This is a genomic window from Streptomyces sp. NPDC052036 (assembly GCF_040680495.1).
GTDB lineage: Bacteria > Actinomycetota > Actinomycetes > Streptomycetales > Streptomycetaceae > Streptomyces.
In genome coordinates, this window is sequence record NZ_JBFAWW010000026.1 from 79,261 (window position 1) to 104,806 (window position 25,546).

The 25,546-nt window shown below is 73.0% G+C and carries 22 protein-coding genes and 1 riboswitch; of the genes, 10 read left to right on the forward strand and 12 right to left on the reverse strand.

Translation table 11 applies throughout. The features are described 5' to 3' along the window. Positions 1 to 42 precede the first annotated feature (42 nt). From pknB to thiO, 4 genes are all read right to left on the reverse strand, one after another. Complete coding sequence (gene pknB, locus AB0L95_RS29355) at positions 43 to 1,956, reverse strand: Stk1 family PASTA domain-containing Ser/Thr kinase (protein WP_365166503.1); 1,914 nt, start codon at positions 1,954 to 1,956, stop codon at positions 43 to 45. A gap of 126 nt (positions 1,957 to 2,082) precedes the next feature. After that, positions 2,083 to 2,877: a thiazole synthase gene (locus tag AB0L95_RS29360; RefSeq protein WP_365166505.1), complete on the reverse strand. Its 795-nt coding sequence runs from the start codon at positions 2,875 to 2,877 to the stop codon at positions 2,083 to 2,085. A 4-nt stretch (positions 2,878 to 2,881) separates the two neighbouring features. Beyond that, entirely contained in the window at positions 2,882 to 3,082 is a 201-nt protein-coding gene (gene thiS / locus AB0L95_RS29365) for a sulfur carrier protein ThiS (protein WP_365166508.1), read from the reverse strand. Further along, on the reverse strand, positions 3,079 to 4,245 hold the full coding sequence (gene thiO, locus AB0L95_RS29370; RefSeq protein ID WP_365166510.1) for a glycine oxidase ThiO: 1,167 nt from the start codon (positions 4,243 to 4,245) through the stop codon (positions 3,079 to 3,081). Before thiO ends, thiS begins: the two co-directional genes overlap by 4 nt. After that, a riboswitch (TPP riboswitch) is annotated at positions 4,244 to 4,356 on the reverse strand. It overlaps the preceding gene by 2 nt. Before the next feature lie 221 nt (positions 4,357 to 4,577). Here thiO and AB0L95_RS29375 point away from each other — a divergent pair. From AB0L95_RS29375 to AB0L95_RS29395, 5 genes are all read left to right on the forward strand, one after another. Then, the gene (locus AB0L95_RS29375) at positions 4,578 to 5,804 is read left to right on the forward strand and encodes an FAD-dependent oxidoreductase (protein ID WP_365166512.1); all 1,227 of its coding nucleotides are present in this window, start codon (positions 4,578 to 4,580) and stop codon (positions 5,802 to 5,804) included. A 152-nt stretch (positions 5,805 to 5,956) separates the two neighbouring features. After that, complete coding sequence (locus AB0L95_RS29380) at positions 5,957 to 6,322, forward strand: Rv2175c family DNA-binding protein (protein ID WP_365166514.1); 366 nt, start codon at positions 5,957 to 5,959, stop codon at positions 6,320 to 6,322. A 113-nt stretch (positions 6,323 to 6,435) separates the two neighbouring features. After that, complete coding sequence (thiE, locus tag AB0L95_RS29385; protein ID WP_365166516.1) at positions 6,436 to 7,086, forward strand: thiamine phosphate synthase; 651 nt, start codon at positions 6,436 to 6,438, stop codon at positions 7,084 to 7,086. A gap of 121 nt (positions 7,087 to 7,207) precedes the next feature. Beyond that, positions 7,208 to 8,131 carry a methylenetetrahydrofolate reductase [NAD(P)H] gene (gene metF, locus AB0L95_RS29390; protein ID WP_365166518.1) on the forward strand — a complete coding sequence of 308 codons (924 nt, stop codon included), beginning with the start codon at positions 7,208 to 7,210 and terminating at the stop codon, positions 8,129 to 8,131. Positions 8,132 to 8,187: 56 nt separating this feature from the next. Next, a complete protein-coding gene (locus AB0L95_RS29395) occupies positions 8,188 to 9,114 on the forward strand; it encodes a hypothetical protein (RefSeq protein WP_365166520.1) in 927 nt (308 codons plus the stop codon). A gap of 74 nt (positions 9,115 to 9,188) precedes the next feature. On the opposite strand, the gene AB0L95_RS29400 is transcribed toward AB0L95_RS29395, so the two are convergent. From AB0L95_RS29400 to AB0L95_RS29415, 4 genes are all read right to left on the reverse strand, one after another. Next, on the reverse strand, positions 9,189 to 10,715 hold the full coding sequence (locus tag AB0L95_RS29400) for an NAD(P)/FAD-dependent oxidoreductase (protein WP_365166523.1): 1,527 nt from the start codon (positions 10,713 to 10,715) through the stop codon (positions 9,189 to 9,191). Between the two features lie 463 nt (positions 10,716 to 11,178). Continuing rightward, positions 11,179 to 11,811, reverse strand: a complete 633-nt coding sequence (locus AB0L95_RS29405) for a TetR/AcrR family transcriptional regulator (RefSeq protein WP_365166526.1) — start codon at positions 11,809 to 11,811, stop codon at positions 11,179 to 11,181. A gap of 56 nt (positions 11,812 to 11,867) precedes the next feature. Then, a complete protein-coding gene (locus AB0L95_RS29410) occupies positions 11,868 to 13,952 on the reverse strand; it encodes a YhgE/Pip domain-containing protein (protein ID WP_365166528.1) in 2,085 nt (694 codons plus the stop codon). Further along, entirely contained in the window at positions 13,924 to 14,787 is an 864-nt protein-coding gene (locus tag AB0L95_RS29415) for an ATP-binding cassette domain-containing protein (protein ID WP_365166530.1), read from the reverse strand. Before AB0L95_RS29415 ends, AB0L95_RS29410 begins: the two co-directional genes overlap by 29 nt. Before the next feature lie 188 nt (positions 14,788 to 14,975). On the opposite strand from AB0L95_RS29415, the gene AB0L95_RS29420 reads away from it, so the two are divergent. From AB0L95_RS29420 to AB0L95_RS29430, 3 genes are all read left to right on the forward strand, one after another. After that, a complete protein-coding gene (locus AB0L95_RS29420) occupies positions 14,976 to 15,614 on the forward strand; it encodes an SAV_6107 family HEPN domain-containing protein (RefSeq protein ID WP_365166532.1) in 639 nt (212 codons plus the stop codon). A gap of 164 nt (positions 15,615 to 15,778) precedes the next feature. After that, a complete protein-coding gene (locus tag AB0L95_RS29425; protein WP_365166534.1) occupies positions 15,779 to 16,549 on the forward strand; it encodes a methyltransferase in 771 nt (256 codons plus the stop codon). 276 nt (positions 16,550 to 16,825) lie between these two features. Further along, positions 16,826 to 17,209, forward strand: coding sequence for a DUF3040 domain-containing protein (locus AB0L95_RS29430; RefSeq protein ID WP_311690846.1), 384 nt, complete (start codon positions 16,826 to 16,828; stop codon positions 17,207 to 17,209). A gap of 290 nt (positions 17,210 to 17,499) precedes the next feature. Here AB0L95_RS29430 and AB0L95_RS29435 read toward each other — a convergent pair whose 3' ends face one another. From AB0L95_RS29435 to AB0L95_RS29450, 4 genes are all read right to left on the reverse strand, one after another. Beyond that, complete coding sequence (locus AB0L95_RS29435; protein WP_365166536.1) at positions 17,500 to 20,004, reverse strand: DUF3488 and transglutaminase-like domain-containing protein; 2,505 nt, start codon at positions 20,002 to 20,004, stop codon at positions 17,500 to 17,502. Then, positions 20,001 to 21,359 (reverse strand): DUF58 domain-containing protein, encoded by a 1,359-nt coding sequence (locus AB0L95_RS29440; RefSeq protein WP_365166538.1) that lies wholly within the window; start codon positions 21,357 to 21,359, stop codon positions 20,001 to 20,003. The genes AB0L95_RS29435 and AB0L95_RS29440 overlap by 4 nt, the downstream gene beginning before the upstream one ends. Further along, positions 21,359 to 22,384, reverse strand: a complete 1,026-nt coding sequence (locus tag AB0L95_RS29445; protein WP_365166540.1) for a MoxR family ATPase — start codon at positions 22,382 to 22,384, stop codon at positions 21,359 to 21,361. The genes AB0L95_RS29440 and AB0L95_RS29445 overlap by 1 nt, the downstream gene beginning before the upstream one ends. Positions 22,385 to 22,656: 272 nt before the next feature. Next, entirely contained in the window at positions 22,657 to 23,199 is a 543-nt protein-coding gene (locus AB0L95_RS29450) for a carbonic anhydrase (protein WP_365166542.1), read from the reverse strand. A 445-nt stretch (positions 23,200 to 23,644) separates the two neighbouring features. Between AB0L95_RS29450 and rsmH the strand changes: the two genes are divergently transcribed. After that, the gene (rsmH, locus tag AB0L95_RS29455) at positions 23,645 to 24,601 is read left to right on the forward strand and encodes a 16S rRNA (cytosine(1402)-N(4))-methyltransferase RsmH (RefSeq protein WP_365166545.1); all 957 of its coding nucleotides are present in this window, start codon (positions 23,645 to 23,647) and stop codon (positions 24,599 to 24,601) included. Positions 24,602 to 24,813: 212 nt separating this feature from the next. Next, a complete protein-coding gene (locus AB0L95_RS29460; protein WP_365166548.1) occupies positions 24,814 to 25,386 on the forward strand; it encodes a hypothetical protein in 573 nt (190 codons plus the stop codon). Positions 25,387 to 25,546: the final 160 nt, after the last annotated feature.

A 25,546-nucleotide genomic window follows, 5' to 3' on the forward strand; every position in this document is an offset into this window, starting at 1 on the left:
ACGCGGCCCGGGCCGCCCGGGCGGCCGGGCGGCCCGGGCGTCTCAGCGGATCTTCAGGGTGATCGTGGACCCCTTGGGCGCTTTCTGCCCGCCCTTCACCGACTGGTGCTTGACCGTGTCGCCGAACAGGCCCAGCAGACCGCGGTCCTCCTCGACCTGGAAGCCCGCCGCCTCCAGGGTCTTGCGCGCGTCGTCGACGTTGTCGCCGACCACGTCCGGCACCTCGACCTGCTCGCGGCCCTTGGAGATCGTCAGTGTGACCGTGTCGCCCTCGGCGACCTGCTTGCCCGGCTCCGGGGACTGCCGGGCGACCTTTCCGGCGTCGAACTCGGAGGTGACCTGCGTGTCCGCGATCCTCACCTTCAGGCCCTCGTCCTGCAACTGGGCCGTGGCATCGTCGAGGTCGGAGCCGGCGACCTCGGGGACCTCCACCGGGCTGCCCTTGCTGACGGTGAGCGCGATCGCCGAACCGCCGTGGCGCTTGGTGCCCGCCCCCGGGTCCGTGCCGATCACGGAGCCCTTGGACACGTCGTCGCTGAACGCCTGGGTGACCATGCCCGGGACCAGGCCGGCCTTCTTCAGCCGCTCCTGAGCCCTGGCCAGAGGGTCGCCCTTCACGTCCGGCACCTGCACCGTCTCGGGGCCGTCCGAGAGGGTCAGTGTCACCGAGTCGTGGGAGCGGATCCGCTCGCCCGCCGCCGGATCGGTGCTGAGCACCGTGCCCTGCCTCACCGTGTCGCTGTAGGCGTGCCTGACCTGCCCGACCTCGAGCCCGGCCCGCTGCAGCCGGGTCCGCGCCTCGGCCTCGGTCTTCGCCAGCAGCGGCGGCACCTTGGTGAACTGGCCGGAGTTGATGTACCAGACGCCGGCGCCGGCGCCGAACACCACCAGCGCGGCGAGGACCAGCGCCAGCACCCTGCGAGGGCGCCCGGCGGGCTCGGCGGGCGGGGTCTGCAGCACGCTCGTCCGGTTGAACACGGCCGTGTCGTGGGCGGGGTCCTCGCCGTCCACGGGGCGGACCGGCAGCAGACGCGGGATCACGCTCGTACGGTCCCCGGCGTTGTCGTGCTCCGCGGCGAGGGCGCCCGGCGGTACCGCGTCCAGCTGTTCCGCGGTGAGTTCGCTGCGCGCGTCGAGCACCTGCCCGAGCAGCGCCACCGCATCGTCCGGACGCAGCTCGGGGTTGCGGGCGGTCGCCGTCGTGACCAGTTCGTCGAGCTCGATCGCCAGCCCCGGCACGGCGGCCGACGGCGGCGGCACATCCTCGTTCAGGTGCTGGTAGAGCACCTGGGCGGGGGAGTCCCCGCCGTGCGGCTTGGCGCCGGTCAGCATCTCGTACAGGACCACCCCGCACGCGTACACATCGACCCGGGGGTCGGCCGTGCCGTGTTCTATCTGCTCCGGGGCGAGATAGGAGACGGTGCCGAGGACGGCGCCCGTGGTGTTCGTGACGGTGTCGACGGCCCGGACGAGACCGAAGTCGGCCACCTTGACCCGGCCGTCGTCGCCTATCAGGACGTTCTCCGGCTTCATGTCCCGGTGCACGAAACCGGCGCGGTGCGCGGCGCCGAGCGCGGCCAGCACCGGCTCCAGGATGTCCAGGGCGGCGCGCGGCTGGAGCGCCCCCCGCTCGCGCAGCACGTCCCGCAGGGTGCAGCCCGCGATGTACTCCATGGCGAGGTAGACGTAGGACCCGTCGGCGCCCTGGTCGAAGACCTGCACCACATTGGGGTGGGCCAGGCGCGCGACCGACTTGGCCTCACGGATGAAGCGCTCCACGAAGCTCGCGTCGGCGGCCAGCGCCGGGTGCATCACCTTGAGCGCGAGGACACGGTCGAGGCGGGTGTCCAGGGCCCGGTAGACCGTGGCCATCCCGCCGATCGCGATCCGTGCGTCGACGCGATAGCGGCCGTCGAGCACCTGCCCGACGAGAGGGTCCTGAAGGGTCGTATCCACGCAGGTGAGTCTACGAGGGACCACTGTCGGTCCCCTCCGCTCCCGCTGCTCGGGGCATGACTGCAGCGGAGCTGTGACGCGGACCGCACGCGGCCCGGCCCCCGCGGCGGACGGCCGGGGCGGGTCTCAGAACGCGGGCCGCTCCGGGTCCAGGCGCGCCATGCCCTCCGTCGGGGACGACGCCTCCGCGAAGTGCCGGCGGGGAATGCGCCCCGCCCGCCGGGCCAGCCGGCCCGCCTCCACGGCGTGCCGCATGGCCTCCGCCATCAGGACCGGTTCCTGCGCCCGGGTGACCGCCGAGGCGAGCATCACTCCCGCGCACCCCAGTTCCATGGCCAGGGCCACGTCCGAGGCCGTGCCCGCCCCCGCGTCCAGGATCACCGGCACGCGTGCGTGCTCGATGATCAGCTGGAAGTTGTGCGGATTGCGGATGCCGAGCCCGGAGCCGATCGGCGAGCCGAGGGGCATGATCGCGGCGCAGCCGACCTCCTCCAGCTTCCGGGCGAGGACCGGGTCGTCGTTCGTGTACGGCAGCACGGTGAAACCGTCGTCGACCAGGGTCTCGGCCGCGTCCAGCAGCTCGATGGGGTCGGGCAGCAGGGTCCGCTCGTCGGCGATGACCTCCAGCTTCACCAGATCCGTGCCGAGCGCCTCGCGCGCGAGGCGGGCGGTGAGCACCGCCTCGCCCGCGGTGAAGCAGCCCGCCGTGTTGGGCAGCACCCGGATCCCGAGCCGGTCGAGCACGGACAGCACCGAGCCGTGCACCGAGGCGTCGACGCGGCGCATCGCGACCGTCGTCAGCTCCGTGCCGGACGCTACCAGCGCCCGTTCCATGACATCGAGGCTCGGCGCGCCGCCGGTCCCCATGATCAGCCGGGACGAGAACGTCGTGCCACCGAGGACGAAGGGGTCGTCGGCCATGGGATCAGCCTCCTTGGACGGCGGTGAGGACCTCGACGCGATCACCCTCGTGGAGGGCGGTCGACGGCCACTGCGTGCGCGGGACGACGGTTTCGTTGAGGGCGGCGGCCACTCCCGAGGGGGCCGCGGTGAGGGCCCGTACGACGGCGTCCAGTGCGATGCCGGGAGCGAACTGTCGGGACTCTCCGTTGACCGAGATGTTCATGCGGGCTGCTCCGTGAGCGCGGTGGCGGCGAACCGCCGGGGGGTGAAGGGGCGGGCCTCGTCCGGGAGGTCGCCCGTGGTCAGGACATGGGCCATGACATCGCCGGTCACCGGGGTGAGCAGGACGCCGTTGCGGTAATGGCCGGTGGCGAGCAGCAGGCCGTCCAGCTCGGTCGGGCCGAGCAGCGGCGCGTTGTCCGGGGAGCCCGGGCGCAGTCCGGCCCGGGTCTCGGTGAGCGGCAGCTCGGTGATCCCGGGGACCAGCTCGTGCGCGTCGCGCAGCAGCTCGTAGACCCCGCCCGCGGTGACCGTGGTGTCCCAGCCCAGCTCCTCGCTGGTCGCGCCGACCACCAGCTCGCCGTTCTCGCGCGGCACCAGGTAGAGGTGGCCGCCGCGGACGACGGCGCGCACGGTACGGCTCAGGAACGGGGCGTACCGCTTCGGCACGGTCAGCCGCAGCACCTGCCCCTTCACGGGGCGCACGGGCGGCAGCACCTCGTCGGGCACCCCCGCGAGCTGCCCGCTGAGACTGCCCGCGGCGAGCACGACCTGTTCCGCGGCGAGCTCGGTGCCGTCGGCGGTCCTGACGCCGGCGGCCCGCCCCCGCAGCACCGTCAGCCGTTCGGCCCACCCCCGGTGAAAGCCGACCCCGGCCCGTTCGCAGGCCGTGACCAGCGCCGCGACCAGCCGCCGCGGGTCGATCTGGTGGTCGCCGTCGACCTTGAGCCCGCCGCGCACCCCGGGCGCGAGCATCGGCTCCAGGCGTCGGCACTCACGGCCGTTCAGCCATTCCGACGCGAGGCCGGAGCGCTGCTGCAGGGCGTGCAGGTCCCGCAGATGGGCGCGGTCGTCGGCGTCCAGCGCGACGGCGAGCGTGCCGCACCGGCGGTACCCGAGGTCCTGGCCGGTGGCCTCGGTCAGCTCGGCGGCGAAGTCCGGGTAGCGCCGCGCGGACTCCAGATTGAGCGCGAGCAGCGTCTGCTCGCCGTAGTGCAGTTCGGTGACGGCGGCCAGCATTCCCGCGGCCACCTGGGCGGCGCCGCCACCCGGTGCGGGATCGACCACGGTCGTGGCGAGCCCGTGCTGTGCGGCGCGCCAGGCCGTGACGAGTCCGATGATCCCGCCCCCGACGACGAGGACGTCCGAGGCACGTATGGGCGACATGGGCATTCAGCCCCCTCCCTTCGCCGGCATGATCCGGATCAGGTTCGTACGGTCGGAGGCCGGCCAGCCTCCCTCTCAGCCCGGTGCGTCCGGGCTCCCGCGAGTGCTTGTTACGGGGGCCACCCTAATCCGTGGCCGTCCGTGCCGGTAAGGGAGCCTCCCGGGGACCGAGGTTGTGGTGCGCCACGGCGGGTAGGCGCAAGGGGACCGCCCCGGTTTCCCGGCAGGCACGGTTCGGGCGGGGTCGCGGCAGGCAGCGGGACGAGTGCTGTGCAGCAGGTCACTCAGCATGCCCGCTGACTGACACATTGTCAGTTGGCTAGGGTGATCAGGTGAGCGAGCAGACGCAGGAGCGGGGCGATTCGGCACGGCGCGTCGTCGTCGTGGGTGCGGGCATGGCCGGGGTGCAGACCGCGGTCGCGCTGCGCGAACAGGGGTTCACCGGCCGGGTGACGCTGATCGGGGCGGAGCCGCACCAGCCGTACGACAGGCCGCCGCTGTCCAAGGCCGTGCTGCTCGGCAAGGCCGAGGGCTCCGCCTTCGACGTCGACTTCGAGGCCCTCGGCATCGAGCTGCGGCTGGGCTGCGAGGTGGTCGGCCTGCGCCCCGGCGATCATGAGCTGGACACCGTGGAGGGATCGGTCCCCTACGACGTGCTCGTTCTCGCCACCGGAGCGGAACCGATCCAGCTGCCGGGCGCGGAAGGCGTCCCCGGGGTGCATCTGCTGCGCACGCTGGACGACGCCGAGCGGCTGCGGCCGGTCCTCGCCGAGCAGCACGACATCGTGGTGGTGGGCGCGGGCTGGATCGGTGCCGAGTTCGCCACCGCGGCGCGCGAGGCGGGCTGCGCCGTGACCGTGGTGGAGGCCGCGGACCGGCCGCTCGCGGGGGCGCTGCCCGCGGAGGTGGCCGCACCGATGGCGGCCTGGTACGCGGACAGCGGGGCCGAACTGCGCACCCACGCGCGCGTGGACCGCATCGAGCCCGGGGCCGTGGTGCTCGACGACGGGTCCCGGGTGCCCGCGGACGCGGTGGTCGTGGGCATCGGGGCGCGCCCGGCCACGGCGTGGCTCGCGGGCTCGGGCATCGAGCTGGGCGTGCACGGGGAGGTGCTGGCCGACGAGCACCTGCGCACCTCCGTGCCGGACGTCTACGCGGTCGGGGACTGCGCGTCCTTCCCGTCGGGCCGGTACGAGCAGCGCCTGCTGGTCCACCACTGGGACAACGCCCTCCAGGGCCCGCGCACGGTCGCCGCGAACATCATCGGGGAGACGCCGATGGCGTACGACCCCGTGCCGTACTTCTGGTCGGAGCAGTTCGGCCGTTTCGTCCAGTACGTGGGCCACCACGCCGCGGCCGACACGACCGTCTGGCGCGGGAACCCGCAGGGCGCCGCCTGGGCGGTGTGCTGGCTGCGCGCGGGCAGCCTGGTGGGCCTGCTGGCGGTGGGCCGCCCCCGGGACCTGGCGCAGGGCCGCCGTCTGATCGAGTCGGGCACCCCGATGGACCCGGAACTGCTGGCGGACCCGTCGCGCCCGCTGAAGGAGGCCACGGCGTAGGGGGCAGATCCCGGGCGCTGCGTCCGGGCCCTCGCGCAGCCCCCCGTTCGCGGGACGGCCGGGGTCCTTCGTGTCCACCGCCGGAGGCAACCGGCACTCCACCGGAGGCGCCCCGCTTCCGACTGTCAGTCCGGGATGGCACGCTTGATCCCGTGACCGAGATTGACGCAAAGATTGATGCTCTCGTCCCCGGCTGGCTCACCCTCCCCGACATCGCCGAGGCACTCGGCGTCGAGGTGACCCGCGTGCGGCAGCTGGTCAAGGAGGGCCAGCTCATCGCCGTACGCCGTGGCGAGAACCGCGCACTGCACGTCCCCGACGCCTTCATCGACGGGGACAAGGTGGTCAAGGGCCTGTCCGGGACCCTGACCCTCCTGCGGGACGACGGCTTCACGGTCGAAGAGATGATCGAGTGGCTGTTCACCTCCGACCCGACCCTCCCCGGCACCCCCGCACAGGCCCTCATGGAGAATCGCGGCACGGAGGTGAAGCGCCGCGCGCAGGCGCTCGCCGTCTGATCCGAGCGAGACCAACCGTCCGGCGTACGGGCCGCGGGTCCAGGGGCCCCGGCCTCCGGCCGTCCGCGCCCGCCGCGGCCCGTACGCCACCGACCCCCCGGGGGGAACCCACCGTGCCCGACACCGCCCGCACCGCGCGGCTCGCCGACGCCCGCGTCTATCTGTGCACGGACGCCCGCACCCGCCAGGGCGACCTCGCCGAGTTTCTCGACGCGGTCCTGACCGGCGGCGTCGACATCGTGCAGCTGCGCGACAAGGGCATGGAGGCGGCCGAGGAACTGGAGCACCTGGCGGTCTTCGCCGACGCCTGCGCCCGCCACGGCAGACTGCTGGCGGTGAACGACCGCGCGGACGTCGCCCACGCCGCCGCCTCGGACGTCCTGCACCTCGGGCAGGGCGACCTTCCCGTCCCCGCGGCCCGCGCCGTCCTCGGCGACGACGTCCTCATAGGCCGCTCGACACACTCCGTGGCGGAGGCCGAGTCCGCCGCCGCGCAGGACGGAGTGGACTACTTCTGCACGGGCCCCTGCTGGCCCACCCCCACCAAGCCCGGCCGCCCCGCCCCCGGCCTCGACCTGGTCCGGCACACCGCCGCGCTGGGCACCGACCGGCCCTGGTTCGCCATTGGAGGCATCGACCTCGGCAATCTGGACCAGGTGCTGGAGGCCGGCGCCCGCAGGGTGGTCGTCGTCCGCGCGATCACGGAGGCGGACGACCCCGGCGCGGCGGCGGCAGAGTTCGCGAAGCGGCTGCGCACGGCGTAGGACGCCCGGCTCGTCGGCCCGATCGTGCGCCGGTGTCCGACTGGTGGACAACAGTGCGACAATTCCGGCAAATCCACGTCGTCCGGTTGGGGGACCGCCTCCCCCTGGCTAACCTGCGACTATGGCCCTCGGAACCGCATCCACGAGGACTGATCGCGCGCGAACGGTGCGTGACATCCTCGCCACCGGCAAGACGACGTACTCGTTCGAGTTCTCGGCGCCGAAGACCCCCAAGGGTGAGCGGAACCTGTGGAGCGCGCTGCGCAGGGTCGAGGCGGTGGCCCCGGACTTCGTCTCCGTGACCTACGGCGCGGGCGGTTCCACCCGCGCGGGCACGGTGAAGGAGACCGAGCAGATCGTCGCGGACACGACGCTGACCCCGGTCGCCCACCTCACCGCGGTCAACCACTCCGTCGCGGAGCTGCGCAACATCGTCGGCCAGTACGCGGACGCCGGGATCCGCAACATGCTCGCCGTCCGCGGCGATCCGCCCGGCGACCCGATGGCCGAGTGGGTCCCGCACCCCAAGGGCCTGACCTACGCGGCCGAACTGGTCCGGCTCATCAAGGAGGCGGGCGACTTCTGTGTGGGGGTCGCCGCCTTCCCCGAGATGCACCCGCGGTCCAGTGACTGGGAATCGGACGTCTCGCACTTCGTCGACAAGTGCCGGGCCGGCGCCGACTACGCGATCACCCAGATGTTCTTCCAGCCGGAGTCGTATCTGCGGCTGCGGGACCGGGTCGCCGCGGCGGACTGTGCGACCCCGGTCATCCCCGAGGTCATGCCGGTCACCAGCGTGCGGATGCTGGAGCGGCTGCCACAGCTCAGCAACGCCGCCCTCCCCGAAGCCCTGAAAGAGCGGATCCTCGCAGCCAAAGACGATGCGGCGGCTGTACGCTCGATTGGCATCGAGTTCGCCACGGAGTTCTGCGCGAGGCTGCTGGCCGAGGGAGTCCCCGGACTGCACTTCATTACACTCAACAACTCCACGGCGACGCTGGAAATCTACGAAAATCTGGGCCTGCACCCTCCACAGCGGGCCTAGACCGGTCGCACCGACCTACGACAGACTGCGTAGCGGCCACTGGGAGAGGGGCGTACATGGGCTGGGCGGTCCTCTACATCGCGTTCGGCATCGTCGCGCTGTGGCTTCTCGGCGAGGTGCTGCTGCAGTACAAGGCTCGCCTGCGCTGGCGGCTGCTGGCGTTCGTCGGCTTCCTCGGAGTCGTGCTCGGCGTGCTGAGCGCCTCGGTTCTGGTCATCGCAGTGGGCGCCGCGGCGTTCGCGGTCGGACAGACCTATGTCACGCTGTCGTTCCGGCGCGGCTTCGCGGCCGGCTGGGCGGTCGGCAACCGTCCGCGTGAGGGCGGCGGCAGCAAGCGCCGCCGGGGCGAGGCGGCTCGGCAGGATCAGATGCCGGAGGCCGACGGCCCCGACGACGAGCAGCTGACCGCGGCGATGCCCGCGCAGGACGACGCCGTCTACGACGACGACAACGTCTTCGCCCGCGCCCAGCCCGCGGAGAGCACCGCCGAGGCGACCGCCGTGTACGAGCCGCAGCCGCTCCCCGAGGAGACCGGTTCGTACGGCGTCTACACCGGCGCGGCGTACGCGGCCGCCACGGACCCGTCCTATGCGAACGCGGGCCAGCCCCAGGACCAGCAGCAGGCCTACGCCTACGACGGCTACGGCTACGACCAGCAGGGTTACGGCTACGAGGGCGCCCAGCAGCAGTACGGCGGCTACTCCGACCCCTACGCCGGCTCCCAGACCTACGGCGGCGGCTACGACCCCGCGTACGGCGGCCAGGAGCAGTACGGACAGCAGACGTACGGCCAGGAGCAGTACCCGGGCGGTACGTACGGCGAGACCCCCGCCAACGGCGTCTGGGTGCCCCAGCAGCGCAGCAACGAGGACGCGTACGGCGGTGAGCTCCCGCAGGAGCAGCCGTACCCGTACCAGGGGAACAGCGCCGCACCGAACGGCACCGCGCAGGGCCACGGTTACGACGAGCAGTACCGTTTCTGAGCGAACGCCTCACGTCTGTCCGAGGGCCCGGTGCCGAGCACCGGGCCCTCGCGTACGACCGGACTTACGGTGCCTCACTGCGAGCCCCGGAAGTCCGGTCCCTCCACGATCAGCCCGGCGACCAGGGCCCCCGACATCCCGGCGTGCGGAAGCCCACCCCCGGGGTGGGACCAGCCGCCGACCGTGAACAGGCCCGGCAGACGCGTGCTGTTGGCCGGTTGCAGCAGCCGTCCGCCGGCCGCCGCGAGGGCCGGTGCCGGGACCGCGCCGCCGGGCACACCGGTCTCCTCGGCGATGTCGCCCGGGGCGCGCACCTCCCGCCACAGCACCCGGTCACGCAGACCCGGTATCGCGCGCTCGGCGGTCTCGACGATCCGGTCCACAGCGGACGCGGACGGGCTCAGGCCCGCCGGCGCCGTGACCGACAGGGTGACCGCCTCGTGCTCCGCGTCGGGCACCAGCGCGGGGTCGTCCGGGCGCAGCACGGTCACCGTCGGGGCGGCCGGCAGTCCGGCGTCCGCCCCGAACAGGCGGTCCAACTCGGCCTCGCGGCCGGCCGGGTGGACCACCGTCCGGTGCGCCGAGCCCTCCGGCCGTCCGCCGCGCAGCGCCAGCAGCACCGTCAGCCGGGCCGGCATCCCCCGCTGTGCCGCGACCTCGCCGGCCCCCCGCACGGACACCGTCTCCGGCACCAGGCGGTCCAGCACGGCGGGCGCGACCCCGGCGACCACATGGTCCGCCTCCACCACCGATCCGCCCCCCGATCCGGGCGCTCGGGAGGTGTCTCCGGCCAGCTCCACGCCCGCCGCCCGGCCGTCCTTCTCGACGATCCCGGTGACCTCGGCGCCGAAGACGAACTCCACCCTCCGCGCCACGCACCGCTCGTACACGGCGCGGGCCAGCTCCCGCATCCCGCCGCGCACGTACCAGGTGCCGAAGGCGTGCTCCATGTACGGCAGCACCGCCGCGCTCGCCGGTGCCGTCCGGGGATCCAGGCCGTACGCCAGGGCGTGACTCTCCAGCAGGGCCCTCAGCCGCTCGTCGCGCAGTTCGAAGGCGCCGACCTCGGCGAGCGTGCCGGCCTGCCGGGTGCGCAGCAGTCTGCGGTGCGGCACCGACGGGTACGGCTCGCGCCCGGCCAGCACCGCCCAGTTGGGCCACAGCGGCTCCTCCAGGAGCGGCCTGCGGGTGCGGTCCCAGGCCTCGCGGGCCCGCACCAGGAAGTCGCCCCAGCGCTCGCCCGCCCCCCCGCCGAGTGCCGCGTCGAGCGCCGACACGGCACCCGCGCGGGATGCGTTCGGCAACGCGACCTCCGTGCCGTCCGCGAAGACGTGCCGCGCGGAGGGGTCCACCTGGACCAGCTCGACCAGGCTCTCCAGCGGCTCTTTGCCGGTCTTGACGAACAGGTCGCGGTAGACCGCCGGGAGCGGGAGCAGGCCCGGGCCGGTGTCGAAGGAGAAGCCGTCCCGCGTGAGACGGCGCACCGCGCCGCCGTACGTCTCCGTGCGTTCGTACACCACCACCCGGTGGCCCGCGACGGCCAGCCGGGCGGCGGCCGCCATCGCGCCCATCCCGGCGCCGATCACCGCAATCCGTGCCATGCCGGTGACTTTATCCGCCACCGCCGACAGCCCCGCGACGGGCCCGTGATCAGCGCCTTCGGGCGAGACCGGCCCTTTCGGAACATCCAGAGCATGGGGATGAGCGCTCAGGCCTGAGTATGCGTACTCAGTCGGTGAGATGAGTACGCGCGCGGATGAGGCTCCGTCTGCGCGAACGAGACAGTGGAGACACGGGAAGAGGGTGCGGTCCGGGACCGCCGACACGGGGCGGCGGAACGGCTCCCGCGCCCTTGCCCGCTCCTTCCGCCGACCCCGCTCGGCGGAAGCGAGGACGGGGGGACCCGGGGGAACGACCGAACGGGGTCCGACGAGGGAGCACGGGGGAACGACGAAGCGCCGGTTCGAGGCGGCCCTTGCAGGGACGCGGCCATCTCGGACCGGCGCTTTCGCGCTTGCGGGTTCCCGGGACTGCGGGGTTCAGGGCTTTCGTGTGCCGGGCGCGCTACCTGTTCCCGCTCACGCGTCCCTGGATCAGTCTCGACAGCGCCGCGTGGACGTCGTCCAGGGAGCGCTCCGGCTGGAACGACTGCCAGTCGAGAGCCGCCACCAGGACCATGCCGACCAGCGCGGCCGCCGTCAGCGGGACATCGATCTCGTCGCTGAGCTCGCCGTTGGCCACCCCCTCGCGCAGCACGTCCTCGATGGCTGCGACGACCTGCTGGCGCACCACCATGAGCGTGGACTGCCAGGCCCGGTTGGTGCGCCACAGCTCGGCCACATACAGCTGGGTGAAGGCCGGGTAGCGGGCGATGAAGCCGAGTCCCGCGCGGATCATGGCGTCCAGGGCGTCGACCTTGGTGCCACCGGCCAGGGCGGTCTGCTCGGCCGCCTCCCTCAGGGAGGCGGTGAGCAGACCCACGCCGTGTCGCAGCAGCTCCTCGAAGAGGACGGACTTGCTGGCGAAGTTGTAGTAGACCGTGCCCTTCGCGACCCCCGCCCGTTCGGCGATCTCGTCGACGGTCGTCGCGGAGAAACCCTGTTCCGCGATGAGGGTGACCGCCGCCTCGTAGAGCTTCTGCCGGGTTGCCGCACGTCGGCCCGAGCCGCCTGGCGCGGCGGCACTGCTGCGTTCCATGGCCCTGATTCTCACAGGAAAAGATCCCTCGGAGGGCGCAGGTCCGGCTGTGGCCGTCACAGGCTCAGCTCCGGATGCAGCCGGTCGAGGGTCCACACCTGCTTGCGGCGGGCGGACAGGGCGGTGAGCGCGAGGGCGCCCGCGGTGAACGCCGCCAGCACGGCGCACGCCTGCCACACGGGCCCGAGACCGCCGCCGGTGATGAGCCGGCGCAGGGCCTCGATGACGTAACTCATCGGCAGGAAGGGGTGGATCGCGTTGAAGAAGCCGGGACTGGTCTCCACGGGATAGGTGCCGCCCGCGGACGTCAGCTGGAGCATCAGCAGTGCGAGGACGAGGATCCGGCCCGCCGCCCCGAACTGCGCGTTCAGCCACTGCACGATCGCCGCGAAACACACCGCCACCAGGAACAGGAACCCGATCGTGCCGGCCGCCCGCGCCATCTCCAGGCCGATCGCCCAGTGCAGCACGGCCATCAGGGCGGAGGTCTGCAGCACGCCCACGGCGGCCGCCGGCAGCCAGCCCGCCAGCGCGATCCGCCAGGCCGAGGCGCCCGCCGCGAGCGCGCGCCGGTTCAGCGGCGGGATCAGCATGTACGCCACCATGGCGCCCACCCACAGGGACAGCGGAATGAAGTAGGGGGCGAAACCGGTCCCGTAGTTCGGCGCGTGGTGCAGATCCCTGGAGGCCAGCTGCACCGGGTCGGCCATCACCTCGGTACGCCGGTCGCGGTCCTGTTTGTCGTACGCGGGGATCTTCGACGCCCCGTCGTGCAGGCCGCCCGCGAGCTTGCCGGAGCCGTCGGCGAGCTTGTACATGCCTCCGTTGAGGTCGACCGCGCCCGCCTCCAGCCTGCCGATGCCGTCGTTCAGGTCGGCGGCGCCCGTCTGCGCGGTGCCGAGTCCGCTGTGCAGGGTCCTGGCCCCCTGGGCGACCCGGGCGGCGCCGTTGTTGAGCGCGTCCACCTTGGCGACCGCGTCGTCGAGGTCCTCGGACAGGTGCGGTGCCGCCTCGGCGAGGGCTCGGGCCTGCTGCCGGAGCGTCTTCAGGTCCGACTTCAGGGCGGTCATGTCCCCGTGGTAGTCCTGCACCACGGCGTTGACGTCGTGGGCGAGCTTCGCTGCCTGCGCCGCCGCGTCCTTCGCCTTCTTCAGGTCGTCGCACGCGGGGTCGGGCAGCAACTGGCTGACACAGCGCCGGTCGTAGACCTCGTTCAGCGCCTCGGACGCCTTGCGGGTGCCGCTCTCCGCGAGCGGGGCCGTGGTGACGAAGGTGTCGAGGTGGTCGCTGATCACATCTGCCGAGTCGGCCACCAGGGTGGCGGTGTCGGCGATCTGCCGGCCGTTCTTCTTCAGGAAGGGCCGCACCTGGTCGGCCGTGCCGTCCACCCGGTCGGCCAGCGCCTGGGTGCCGTCGGCGACCTGCTGCGCCCCGTTCTGCAGATCACCCGCGCCCCGGGTGAGCTTCGTCAGGCCGCCCGACAGCTTCCCGCTGCCGTTCTCGGCCTCCCTGAGACCGTCGGCGAGGTCCTTGGAGCCCTGCTTGGCCTTGCCGATCCCGCCCGTGAGCCGGTCGGCCCCCTCGGCGGCCTGCACGGTCTTGCCGTGGATGTCGGAGAAGGAGATGAAAATCCGGTCCAGGAACGACCGCGACGTCTTCGTGGAGGCCGCCGCGCGCACCTCGTTGAACACCGTCTTGGAGATCTGCCCGACGATGTAGTTGTTCGCGTCGTTGGTGTGTACCTGGAGGGCGCCGGTCTCCGGGGACTTCCCGGAGCTGGAGGCGATCCGCGCACTGAAGTCGGAGGGCATCGTCAGCGACAGGTAGTAGGTGCCGTTCTCGACGCCTCTCCTGGCCTCGGCCGCGCTCACCTCGTGCCACTCGAAGGTCTCGCTCTTGCGCAGCCCCTTGACGAGGTCGTCGCCCGCGGTGATCCTCCGGCCGTCCGCCGTCGCCCCCTTGTCGTCGTCGACGAGCGCCACGGGGATGCGGTCCAGGCGCCCGTACGGGTCCCAGAACGACCACAGGTACAGGGCGCCGTACAGCAGCGGCAGCAGCAGCAGCGCGACCAGCGCCGCGCGCGGCAGCCTTCCCCTGCCGAACCGCCTCAGCTCAAGCGCGGCCAGTTTCGGCGAGCGCATCCGCCGTCTCCTTGTCGTCTTCTGCGCCGTCCTCGGACGGCTCGTCGGGGGTGGTGGCCTCCTGGGGTGCGTCCTGCGCGCCGCCTTCGGCGGCCGGCGGGGTCACGTCCCCGTCCTGTGCCGCGCGGTCACCCGGGGCCGTGGACACCACCAGCGCGTCCTGGGGGGCCTCGGTGCACACCGCGAGAACCGTGGTCCCGGCCCGTGCGACGGACCTCAACAGGTCCCATGCCTCGGCCCGTTCGGCGGCGGAGAGCTTGTGGTCGGCGTCGTCCACGGCCAGCAGACGCGGCCGGCCCATCAGGGCCAGGGCCAGGGACAGCCGCAGGGCCTCCAGACGCTCCAGATCGCGTACGGCGGTGCGGGGCCCCTTGGGCAGCGCGTCCTGGTCGAGCCCGGCCGCGGCGAGAGCGGTGTCGACGCGCCGCCTCACCGACGCGGTGCGCTCGTCGCGCGGCCGCAGCAGCGCGCGCAGGGAGTCCCCGAACCGGCTCTCCAACAGGGCTCGTTCGCGCAGGTGCTCGCCCACGGTCAGCGCGGGCTCCAGGTCGGTGACGCCGGACACGTTCGCCACCGCGCTGATCCGACGCACCGCGGACATCTCCTTGGGCAGCCGGTGCCCGCCGATCGTGGCACGCCCCTCGCTGGGCCTCATCCGCCCGGTGAGCGTCAACAGCAGACAAGTCCGGCCCGAGCCCGACGGCCCTTCGACGGCGATGAGCGAGCCGGGCCGGGCCGTCACATGGACACCCCGGAACACCTCGCCGCGCGGCCCCTTCAGGCCGAGGCCCGTGGCCTCCAGGCCGGCACCGGCCGCTTCCTCCTGCATGTCCATGTCCCCCCTCGTTCCCCTGGGCGAGTCGCCCAGTCGTGGGACCGTTTTTGAACTGACTGGTCAGTTCAAAATCTACCCCGAACCTACGGACGAAGCAAAACCGCAGGTCAGGCCGGATTGTCAGTGCCGTACCCCACGATGGGCACATACGGCCACAGTGCCGTCACGCAGACGACAGGAGGTTCGTCATGGCCAGCTATCCCGCAGGTGCCGCACCCCGGCGCCGCGCCACCGGCCCTGCACCCTCACTGACCGGCCCGGCGGGCGACGTGCACCCCGTGCTGCGCCGGGTCACGGCCCCGCCCGCCGCACTGGACCTGCTCGCCCAGGCCCGCGCCGGACTCGACGAGGCGGCCCGACTGGAGACCCCCAACGAGCGCTATGCGACGGCCCATCTGGCGGCCCTGCGCACGGCGGCCGCCGTGCTCGCCGCGCGCGGTCGGCCGGAGCCCACCGCCCGGCGCCGCGCCAGGATCAGAAGCGCCTGGGAGGTGCTCCCCGAGATCGCGCCCGAACTGACCGAGTGGAGCGCGCTGTTCGCCTCGGGCGCCGCCCGCCGTGCCCGCGCCGAGGCCGGCATCCCGGGCGCGGCCCGCCCCCGCGACGCCGACGATCTGATGCGGGACGTGGCGATGTTCCTGCGCCTGGTCGAGCGGATGTTGGTGCTCCAGCCGGTTCTGCCACAACCACGTGGGGTCGGCGAGCGGGACACCGCTGAGCGGGGCAGCGGGGCGCGAGGCGTCGGCGAGCGGGGGACGGGGGACCGGGGGGTCAGGGGAATAGGGGTGCGGGGGACGAAGGACAGAGAGATGCCGGACGCGGGCTGAGCCCGCGGGGCCGGTGTGCGGTGGTGTGGGTCGGGGCTCCGGGCAGGGTGCCGGAGGCAATAGGGTGGGGGCGCTGAAGCCTTTCGCCCTGGTACCGGGTCCGGAAGGCCGTCCGATCGCTCCGCCGTACAAGCAGGCGGTGCCGCGCCGAGGAGTCAACTGCCGTGTCGGACCCGATGCGCCCCCGCGCTTCTCTCCGTACCGCCGTGGTCTGGGAGGTCCTCAAGGACGCCCTCGACCGCCGCGTCAAGGCCACGGGGCGGGACGTGCTGGACGTCCTCGACACCGGTGGCGGCAGCGGCAACTTCGCGGTGCCCGTCGCCCGTCTCGGCCACCGGGTCACCGTCGTCGACCCCAGCCCGAACGCCCTGTTCGCGCTGGAACGCCGGGCCGCCGAGGCCGGGGTCGCCGACCGGGTGCGGGGCGTCCAGGGCGACGCCCACGGCCTCTTCGACGTGGTGGAGCCGGGGGGCTACGACGCGGTGCTGTGCCACGGCGTCCTGGAGTACGTGGACGACCCTGCCGAGGGTGTACGCAACGTGGTCGCCGCGCTACGCCCCGAGGGCGTCCTCAGCCTGCTTGCCGCGGGGCTCGGCGGTGCCGTCCTGGCCCGGGCCCTCGCCGGTCACTTCAAGGAGGCCAGGCAGGCGCTCCAGGATCCGGACGGCCGTTGGGGCGAGAGCGACCCCGTGCCCCACCGCTTCACCGCGGACCAGCTCACCGCGCTCGTCCAGGACGCGGGCCTCCGCGTCGCCGCCGTGCACGGCGTCCGGGTCTTCGGGGACCTGGTGCCCGGAGTGCTGGTGGACACCGAGCCGGGGGCTCTCGACGCACTGCTCAAGCTGGAGGCCGCGGCGGCCGAGGTCCCCGCCTTCCACTCCGTGGCCACGCAGCTCCACGTCCTCGGCGAGACCCGGGGTGCGTCCGAGGTCTGAGTCCGCTGCCGGGACGCGCCGTTGATCAGCGTCGAGACGGCGGATGGAGTACGCCACAGGACCTCCGATCGGGCCGTGCGCGCCGTATGATCGAGGGAGACCACCCGGCATGACGGGTCGGCCGCTGGGGAATGGAAGCCTCAGTGAGCCAGGACGGCCATGGCGGGTTCCGGTTGGCCAATTGGCGTAGAGGGGCGGGTTTCAAGGGGGCGATTCCCTGCCTATCCTGAAGGGGACCCCCGGTCGCCCCGGCGACTGCACGATGAGGAGGACTCCGTGCCGCTCTCGGAGCACGAGCAGCGAATGCTCGAGCAGATGGAGCGAGCGCTGTACGCCGAAGATCCCAAGTTCGCGACAGCGCTTGAGGGAAGCGGGCTGCGTACATACACCCGGCGACGGGTCTATCAGGCGGCAGCGGGCTTCCTGGTGGGTATCGCGCTCCTCATGGCCGGAATGGTCGCGAAGCAGATCTGGATCAGCGTGGTGGGCTTCCTCGTCATGCTGGGCTGTGCGGTGCTCGTCGTGACCGGCTGGCGCAAGGTTCCCAAGCCGGGCGAGCAGGGGGCGCCGGGCGCCCGCAGGCAGGTCAGGCAGCGACGCTCCATGATGGACCGCATCGAACAGCGCTGGCAGCGACGGCGGGACGAACAGGGCCACTAGCCCTCCGGGCGGGCCGAGGACTTCCGGAAGGGGGCGACCACCGACGAGGTGGCCGCCCCCTTCCGCATGCCGGAACAGGCACGTCACCGCACCCCGCCGTCGCGGCTCCGCCGTCCCGACCAGGGCGCTCCGTGACCGCGGGAGGCGGCCTTCATGGAGGCGGACGGACGCCGGGCCTCGGACCGTGCACCGCCTCAGCCGCTTCCCCGGGGTTCGCCGGCGTTTTCCCCAGGGGTCCCCCGAAGCGGGACGTCCCGCCCCGGGGAACCCCTGGGGGCCCCGCTCCCGCCTCAGCCGCTCTGCTGGCCGGACGGGCGGCGGAGCAGGGTGGACCAGCGAGCGGCCCAGCGGGCCTTGAGGTCCGCCCGGCGGTCGCCGACGGCCCAGACGACACGCAGGGCGGAACGCGGCGCCACGACCGCACGTACCCGGGTCCGCAGGCTGACCTGGGACCGCAGTGCCGTCCGCACCTTGCGCACATCGTCGACGAGCCCGGCCTCGGGGCGCGGCTCCGGAGCGAAGAGCACCTGCTCCACGGCACCGGCCACACGGTGCACCGCAGCGGCGGCGGGCCCGTCCAGGCGGCCGAGCCCCACGATCCGCTCGGCGGCCCCCCGCGGGGTCAGGGCCTCGTCCGGCACGATGCCGTAGTCCCACGCCGTGTCCGTGAGCTCGCGCCATACGGCCAGGGTGTGGCCCACGGCCACCTCGACCGCCCGGCCCGGGGGCGCCTCGCCCGCCAGCACGGTCACCTCGATGTCACCGGCGTACTGCTCGCCGGTCCCGGGATCGCGGCCCCGGGACCGGGCCGCCCGCAGGGCCGTCGGTGCGTGCCGGGCGGAGGCCAGCCGCACCGAGCGGCTCCGCAGCCGCCACAGCATCGGCGTCAGCGGCACCGCGACCAGGGCCAGCCCCAGCAGCGTCCATGCCACGACCTGGTACCACGGCGGCCCGCTGTCGCCGGTGACCGCCAGGGCCCCCGAGGACTGGCTCGGGCACGCCTCCAGCTTGCGCATGGTCGCCGAGCAGCGCTCGCTCGCCGACGGACCGGTGGACGGCGCCGCCGTCGACGACAGCGACGCCTGTGGCGGCAGCGGGTTGTGCCCGCTGGGCGCGTCCGACTGGGTGTACGAGGGGGTCGTGCCCCGGTTGGGGGTCGGCTCGAAACGCGTCCAGCCGACGCCCTCGAAGTACAGCTCGGGCCACGCGTGCGCGTCCCGCAGCCCCACCGACATGGAACCGTCCGCCAGCGGGGAGCCCGGCGTGAAGCCCACCGCGACCCGGGCCGGAATCCCCAGGGTCCGGGCCATCGCCGCCATCGCGAACGAGAAGTGCACGCAGAAGCCCTGTTTGTCCCTCAGGAACCGCGCGATGGCCTTCGACCCGGTGCCGACCTGCACCGCGGTGCTGTAGGTGAACCCGCCGTCGACCGCGAAGTAGTCCTGGAGCTTGACCGCCTGCTCATAGTGGTTGGACGACCCCGCGGTCACCCTGCGGGCCGTCTGCGCCACGACCGCCGGCAGCGATGCCGGCACCTTCGTGAACTCGCGCTTCAGCGGCTCCGACGGCTCCGGGGCCGTGGCCAGCTGCTCCGCGGTCGGCTGCACGATCAGACTCTTGACGTCGTACTGGATGCCGCGTGTGTTCTGTCCGTGGTCGCCGACGAGCGTGCGGCCCACCGGCTCGTAGCGCCAGCTGCCCCTGATCTTCACGCTGGTCGCGGGGTAGGGCATCGGCAGCCAGTTCTGTGCGTACCAGTCCGCCGCCGAGATCCGTGTCTCGATCTCGGTCCGCCGCACACTGCCCGCGAGGCCGGCTGGTGTGGGGAGCGAGTCCGGCACGGCGGTGATGCGCCGCTGGGCAGGCCGCCAGGTCGTGCCGTCGAAGTCGTCGAGGGCGACGATCCGCAGATACATGTCCTGGGTGTCGTCCGTGTTGGTGCGATAGGCGATGACCTGGCGGTCCTGGTCCACGTTCAGGCTGTCGCGCAGCGAGACCAGAGGGTTGACCGCGGAGATCGTGTCGCCGTTGCCGAAGCCCGCGCCGACGCCGGTGCCGGTGCTGTCCAGCAGACCGCCCCTGAGCGAGGGCAGGGCCAGCGGCACCACCAGGGCGACCCCCAGCGCCACCGCGCCGATGCGCCGTCCGGTGCGGACCGGGGCGACCGCGCCCCCCGAGTCCCGTTCCCGGCCGCGCGCGGCGCCGGCGAAAACCCGCCCCCACTGGGAGAGCCGGTCACGGCCCTCGGCCAGCAGCAGCATCAGATAGCCGCTCGCGGCGACGAGGAACCACAGCCAGTCGGTGGCGCCGTCGGAGAGCCCGGCGGCCACCGAGTACAGCGCGAGCAGCGGCAGTCCGGCCGGGGCCGCCGCGCGGAACGTTACCGCGAGCACGTCCACCAGGAGCCCGATGAGCAGCACCCCGCCGACGACCATCAGCCGGATGCCGGGAGTCAGCGGCGCGGGGATCGCATACTGCCCCACGTCCTCCGCGCCCGACCGCAGCAGCTCCCCGAAGTGGCGGACGGCCTCGGGTCCGGGGAGGCACCCGGCGACGGCCTGACGGTGCGCGAACATCAGGGTGAGCAGCAGCAGACCGACGACCAGCTGACAGGCGATGGTCAGCGAGCGAGCCAGCGGCACCCGCCGGGCCAGCGCCCCCACCCCGGTCTGTACCGCCACCAGCAACGCCGCCTGGAAGATCCAGGTCATCGGGGACACCAGGGGCAGCAGCGCGCACGACGCCGCCAGCGTCGCCGCCGCGGCACACAATGCCAGCCGGGCCCGCCCGCTCATGGCCGTCCCTCCGCACCGCTCACGACGCCCACGCCCGTACGCTGCCGGTCCGCCTCGCGCCACAGCTCCGCGACGGACACGCCACGGGGCACTGTCAGCGCCGTCCAGCCCGCCTCGCGCAGCATCCGCAGCCGTTCCCCCGTGCGGTCCTGGGGGCCCGGCACATCGTTCTGCTCGCGGCCCCAGGTGTCGCTGTCCAGCAGGAAGGCGAGCGCGCCGTCGCTGCGTCTGCTCATCTTGGCGGCCACCGTGGCCTGCTCCTCGTCCAGGTCGCCGAAGAAGGCGATCAGCAGTCCCTCGTTCCCGCCGCGCAGCATGTCGTACGCGGGGGACAGGCCGGTGCCGTCCGAATGGTCGATCACGGCGAGCGTGTCCATCATCAGCCCGGCCGCGTCGGCGGACTCCTGGCTCGCGCCCGCGAACCCGCCCGCTCCCTCGCCGGGCACCGAGTCACCCGTGTCCGTCAACAGTCTGACGGAGAAGCCCCGTTCGAGCAGGTGCACCAGCGTGGACGCGGCGCCCGAGACCGCCCACTCGAAGGCCGAGTCCGGTCCGGCGCCGTGGAAGGCGATGCCCCGGGTGTCGAGCAGCACCGTGCATCTGGCCCGCCGCGGCTGTTCCTCCCGGCGCACCATCAGCTCGCCGTAGCGCGCGGTGGAGCGCCAGTGCACCCGGCGCAGGTCGTCGCCGTGGCGGTAGCCGCGCGGGATCACGTCGTCCTCGCCGGCCAGCGCCAGTGAACGGTTCCGCCCGTCGCCGTAGCCCATCGCCTCGCCGGTCAGCCGCACGGGCGGCAGCGGCTCCACGCGCGGGATGACCGTCAGGGTGTCGTAGGTCGAGAAGGAACGGGTCAGCTCGCACAGGCCGAAGGGATCGGTCAGGCGCAGCTGGAGGGGGCCCAGCGGATAACGTCCGCGCAGATCCGAGCGGACACGGTAGGACACCTCGCGTCGGCCCCCCGGCTCCACCCGGTCCAGGACGAAGCGAGGGCGCGGCCCGAGGACGTAGGGCACCCGGTCCTGGAGCATCAGCAGCCCGGTGGGCAGCCGTGAGACGTTGTCCATCCGCAGATGGACACGGGCCTCGGAGCCGGCCGGAACGCGCCCGGGGGACAGCCGGCGATTGCCCGCGACCCGGTAGCGCGTGCGGTAGAGCACCGCCGCGCAGACCAGGGGCAGCGCCGCCAGCAGCAGTCCGACCCGGAGCAGAGCGCCCTGTCCGAGGACGTAGGCGCAGATCGCGGCCGCGATCCCGGCGGCGAGGAAGGAGCGCCCGCGCGTGGTCAGCCCGGCGAGCGCGGTGAGCGGTCCCCCCTGGTCGGGCCGGCCGCCGGGTGCCGTCCCCCCTTGGGTCATCACAGCCTCCGGGGCGGCTGCTGGCCGTAGCCCCGTCCCAGGGAGAGACCGGACTGCCCCGGTGCCGCGGGCACCGGGGTGCTCTGCAGGATCTCCTGGACGACCTGCTCCGCCGTGCGGCGGTTGAGCTGGGCCTGTGCGGTGGGCAGCAGACGGTGGGCCAGGACCGCCACGGCGAGGGCCTGTACGTCGTCCGGCAGGGCGTACTCCCGGCCGGACAGGGCGGCGGACGCCTTCGCCGCGCGCAGCAGATGCAGGGTGGCGCGCGGCGAGGCGCCGAGTCTGAGGTCGGGGTGGATACGCGTGGCGGCGACCAGGTCCACCGCGTAGCGCCGGACCGACTCCGCCACATGGACGCCCCGGACGGCCTCGATCAGCTTCACGATGTCGTGCGCGTGCGCCACCGGCTGGAGGTCGTCCAGCGGGTTGACGCCGCCGTGGATGTCGAGCATCTGCAGCTCGGCCTCCGCGCTCGGGTAGCCGATGGAGACACGGGCCATGAAGCGGTCCCGCTGGGCCTCGGGCAGTGGATAGGTGCCCTCCATCTCCACCGGGTTCTGCGTGGCGACCACCATGAACGGACTGGGCAGCTCGTAGGTCTGGCCGTCGGTGGTGACCTGGCGCTCCTCCATCGACTCCAGCAGCGCCGACTGGGTCTTCGGGGAGGCGCGGTTGATCTCGTCGCCGATCACGATCTGGGCGAAGATCGCGCCCGGCTTGAACTCGAAGTCCCGACGCTGCTGGTCCCAGATGGACACGCCCGTGATGTCCGAGGGCAGCAGGTCGGGGGTGAACTGGATGCGCCGCACCGAACAGTCGATGGAGCGCGCCAGTGCCTTCGCGAGCATCGTCTTGCCGACGCCGGGGACATCCTCGATCAGAAGATGCCCCTCGGCGAGCAGCACGGTCAGTGAAAGCCGTACGACCTCGGGCTTGCCCTCGATCACTCCTTCCACCGAACTGCGGACGCGCTCCACAGTGGCGGTCAGATCAGTAAGGCTCGCTCGATCGTCATAGGTCGTCACCCGGCCCTCCTCGGCCCGTACTTTCTCCGGGCCGACGCTCTGCGATGCGGACCGGCCCACCCCGAACACGGACACCGCGCGGGAAAAGTTCCGCGCGACGTCTCATCCCGCATTCTTGTTGCCGTTACCGGTTCGTGTCACTCGGCTGTGGATAAGTGGCCTCGATATGTCGGCCTTACGGCCTTTTCGGCCCACCGGAGCCGGGGATTTCGCCCGAATAGATGTTTGCGCCGACGTGGTGACGGGGCGGCAGTGGCAGCCGGAACGCGCCGCTACGCCGGGTCCACCTCCCGCAGCAGACCCGTTTTGACGTCGAAGACGAAGCCCCGTACGTCGTCGGTGTGGAGCAGGAACGGCGAGGTGCGCACCCGCTGCATCGACTGACGGACATCCTGGTCGACGTCGCGGAAGGCCTCCACCGCCCAGGCGGGCCGCTGGCCGACCTCCATCTCCAGCTCGTGCCGGAACTCCTCGGTCAGGGACTCGAGACCGCAGCCGGTGTGGTGGATCAGCACGACGCTGCGGGTGCCGAGCGCCCGCTGGCTGATGGTGAGGGAGCGGATCACGTCGTCGGTGACGACGCCGCCCGCGTTGCGGATGGTGTGACAGTCACCCAGTTCGAGGCCCAGCGCGGCATGCAGGTCGAGACGGGCGTCCATGCAGGCCACGACCGCGACCTGGAGCACGGGATGGGCGTCCATCCCGGGATCCGTGAACGCGGCGGCATAGCGCTGGTTGGCCTCCACGAGGCGATCGGTGACGGTGCCGGCTATGGCGCCTTCGGGACCGGTGGGTACGGATGCGGAAGTCGTCATACCCATGACGTTACTGGTCACAGCTGATCCAGGCCTGCTGTGAGAGTGGACAAAGAACGACAGCGCAGCTTGTTGTGACGTATTCCACACAGAAGGTGACGCCGCCCGCCGGACGGGTGAACACCGGCGCCTCGCCCGTCGTGGCGGCCCGGACGGGCGACGCGCAGGCCGGTTGATTGACCGCAAGACACGGTGGACTAAAGTGACGCGAAGTGGGAGGCGAGACGCTCTCCCCACGGACTGTTCACCCAGGAGACGCCGGCCGCGCGCCGGCTTCTCCCCGCGTGCGCGGCGCGTACGTATGGCTTGGCCTTCTCCCGCTCCCGGTCGGCTGACGCTTCCGGCGCCGGCAGGCCACTTCTTCACGGGGGGCGTCCCCAGCGCCGTCTGGAGGAGGGCGGCCGGCCGTCCGTGCGGACCGGCGCGCCGGATCTGAGAGGCCCCCTTGAGCAAGAGTCGACACGTGCCCGTCATGCTCCGGCAGTGTCTGGACATGCTGGCCCCGGCCCTCGCCGAGCCGGGAGCCGTCGTCGTCGACTGCACCCTCGGGCTCGGCGGGCACAGCGAGGCGCTGCTGACGCGCTTCCCCGAGGCCCGGCTCGTGGCACTCGACCGCGACAAGGAGGCGCTGCGCCTGTCCGGTGAACGGCTCGCCCCCTTCGGGGAACGCGCCACCCTGGTGCACGCCGTCTACGACGAACTCCCCGCCGTGCTCGGCCGGCTGGGCATCCCACGCGTCCAGGGCGTGCTCTTCGACCTCGGCGTCTCCTCCATGCAACTCGACGAGGCGGAGCGCGGTTTCGCGTACGCGCAGGACGCCCCCCTCGACATGCGCATGGACCAGACGGCGGGAGTCAGCGCCGCCGAGGTCCTCAACACCTACCCGGCGGGCGAACTCGTACGGATCCTGCGGGCGTACGGCGAGGAGAAGCAGGCCAAGCGGATCGTGGCCGCGATCGTGCGCGAGCGCGAGAAGGAGCCGTTCACCACCAGCGCACGGCTAGTGGAGCTGATCCGGGACGCGCTGCCGCAGGCCGTCAAGCGGACCGGCGGCAACCCCGCCAAGCGCACCTTCCAGGCGCTGCGCATCGAGGTCAACGGCGAACTCGCCGTCCTGGAGAGGGCGATCCCCGCGGCCGTTAAGGCCCTCGCCGTCGGCGGCCGGATCGCCGTGCTGTCCTACCACTCGCTCGAAGACCGCCTCGTCAAGCAGGTGTTCGCGGCAGGCGCCGCGACCACCGCGCCCCCCGGCCTCCCGATCGTCCCCGAACACCACCAGCCCCGGCTCAAGCTCCTCACGCGCGGTGCCGAACTTCCCAGCGAGGAGGAGGTCGCCGAGAACCGCCGCGCGGCCCCGGCGCGTCTGCGGGGTGCCGAGCGCATCCGTGAGGACGCCGAGTGAGCCTGACGGAAGCCGAGCGGGCCTGACGAAAGGGGTGGGCGAGTGAACAGAGCAGCCGCGGGACGCCCGGATGCGCCGACGGGCGGGAAGCGCCCGCCCCGGTGCCCCGCCCCGCGCCGGTCCCGGCGGTCCGCGGCCCCGGACCGGCCGCCCCGCGCCCGTCGGCCCCGCACACGGGGGCATACGGCCGCCACCGCACGGCGGGAGGCCGCGTGAGCGGGAAACCCGAACTCAAGGGGCGGGCCGCCCGGCTCGCCCGCCTCATCCCCTCCGGCGGTGGCGCCGCCGCCCGCACGCCTTTCGTGCTGCTCGTCGTCCTGCTGCTCGGCGGCGGGCTCATCGGGCTCCTCGTGCTGAACTCCGCGCTCAGCGAGGGCGCGTTCAGGCTCGACGACCTTCAACGCCAGACCAAGAACCTGACCGACGAGGAGCAGGCCCTCCAGCGGGACGTGGACGCCTACGCGGCCCCGGACGCCCTCCAGCGCCGCGCCCGGGAACTCGGCATGGTCCCCGGCGGCGACCCCGCGTTCCTCAACCCCGACGGCACCGTCAAGGGCGTTCCCTCGGCCGCCCCGGAGCAGCCCGCGGTGAACACCGCCGCGCCGCGCCCGCCCGAGGTGCTCAGCCCCTATCCCGACCCCGCGGCGCCGTCGTCCCCGGGCGCCCCGGCCCCGCTCTCCCCGCTCTCACCGGCGCAGCCGTCCCCGGCCTCCCCGTCGGCGGCCGGCTCCGCGACCGCGCCCTCCACCCCGCCCACACCGCCCTCCCCGACCCCCGGCAGGTGACGGAAGTGTCAGACACTTCTGGAGAAAGGCAACCGCCGCGCCGCCGCGTGCCCGGCCCCGCCCGGCCCGTGCGCCCCGACGCCCGGCGCCGCCCCGCCGCCGGCGCCCGCCCCGGCCACGGGCCCAGACCCGGGGGCGGCACGCCACCGTCGGGAGGCAG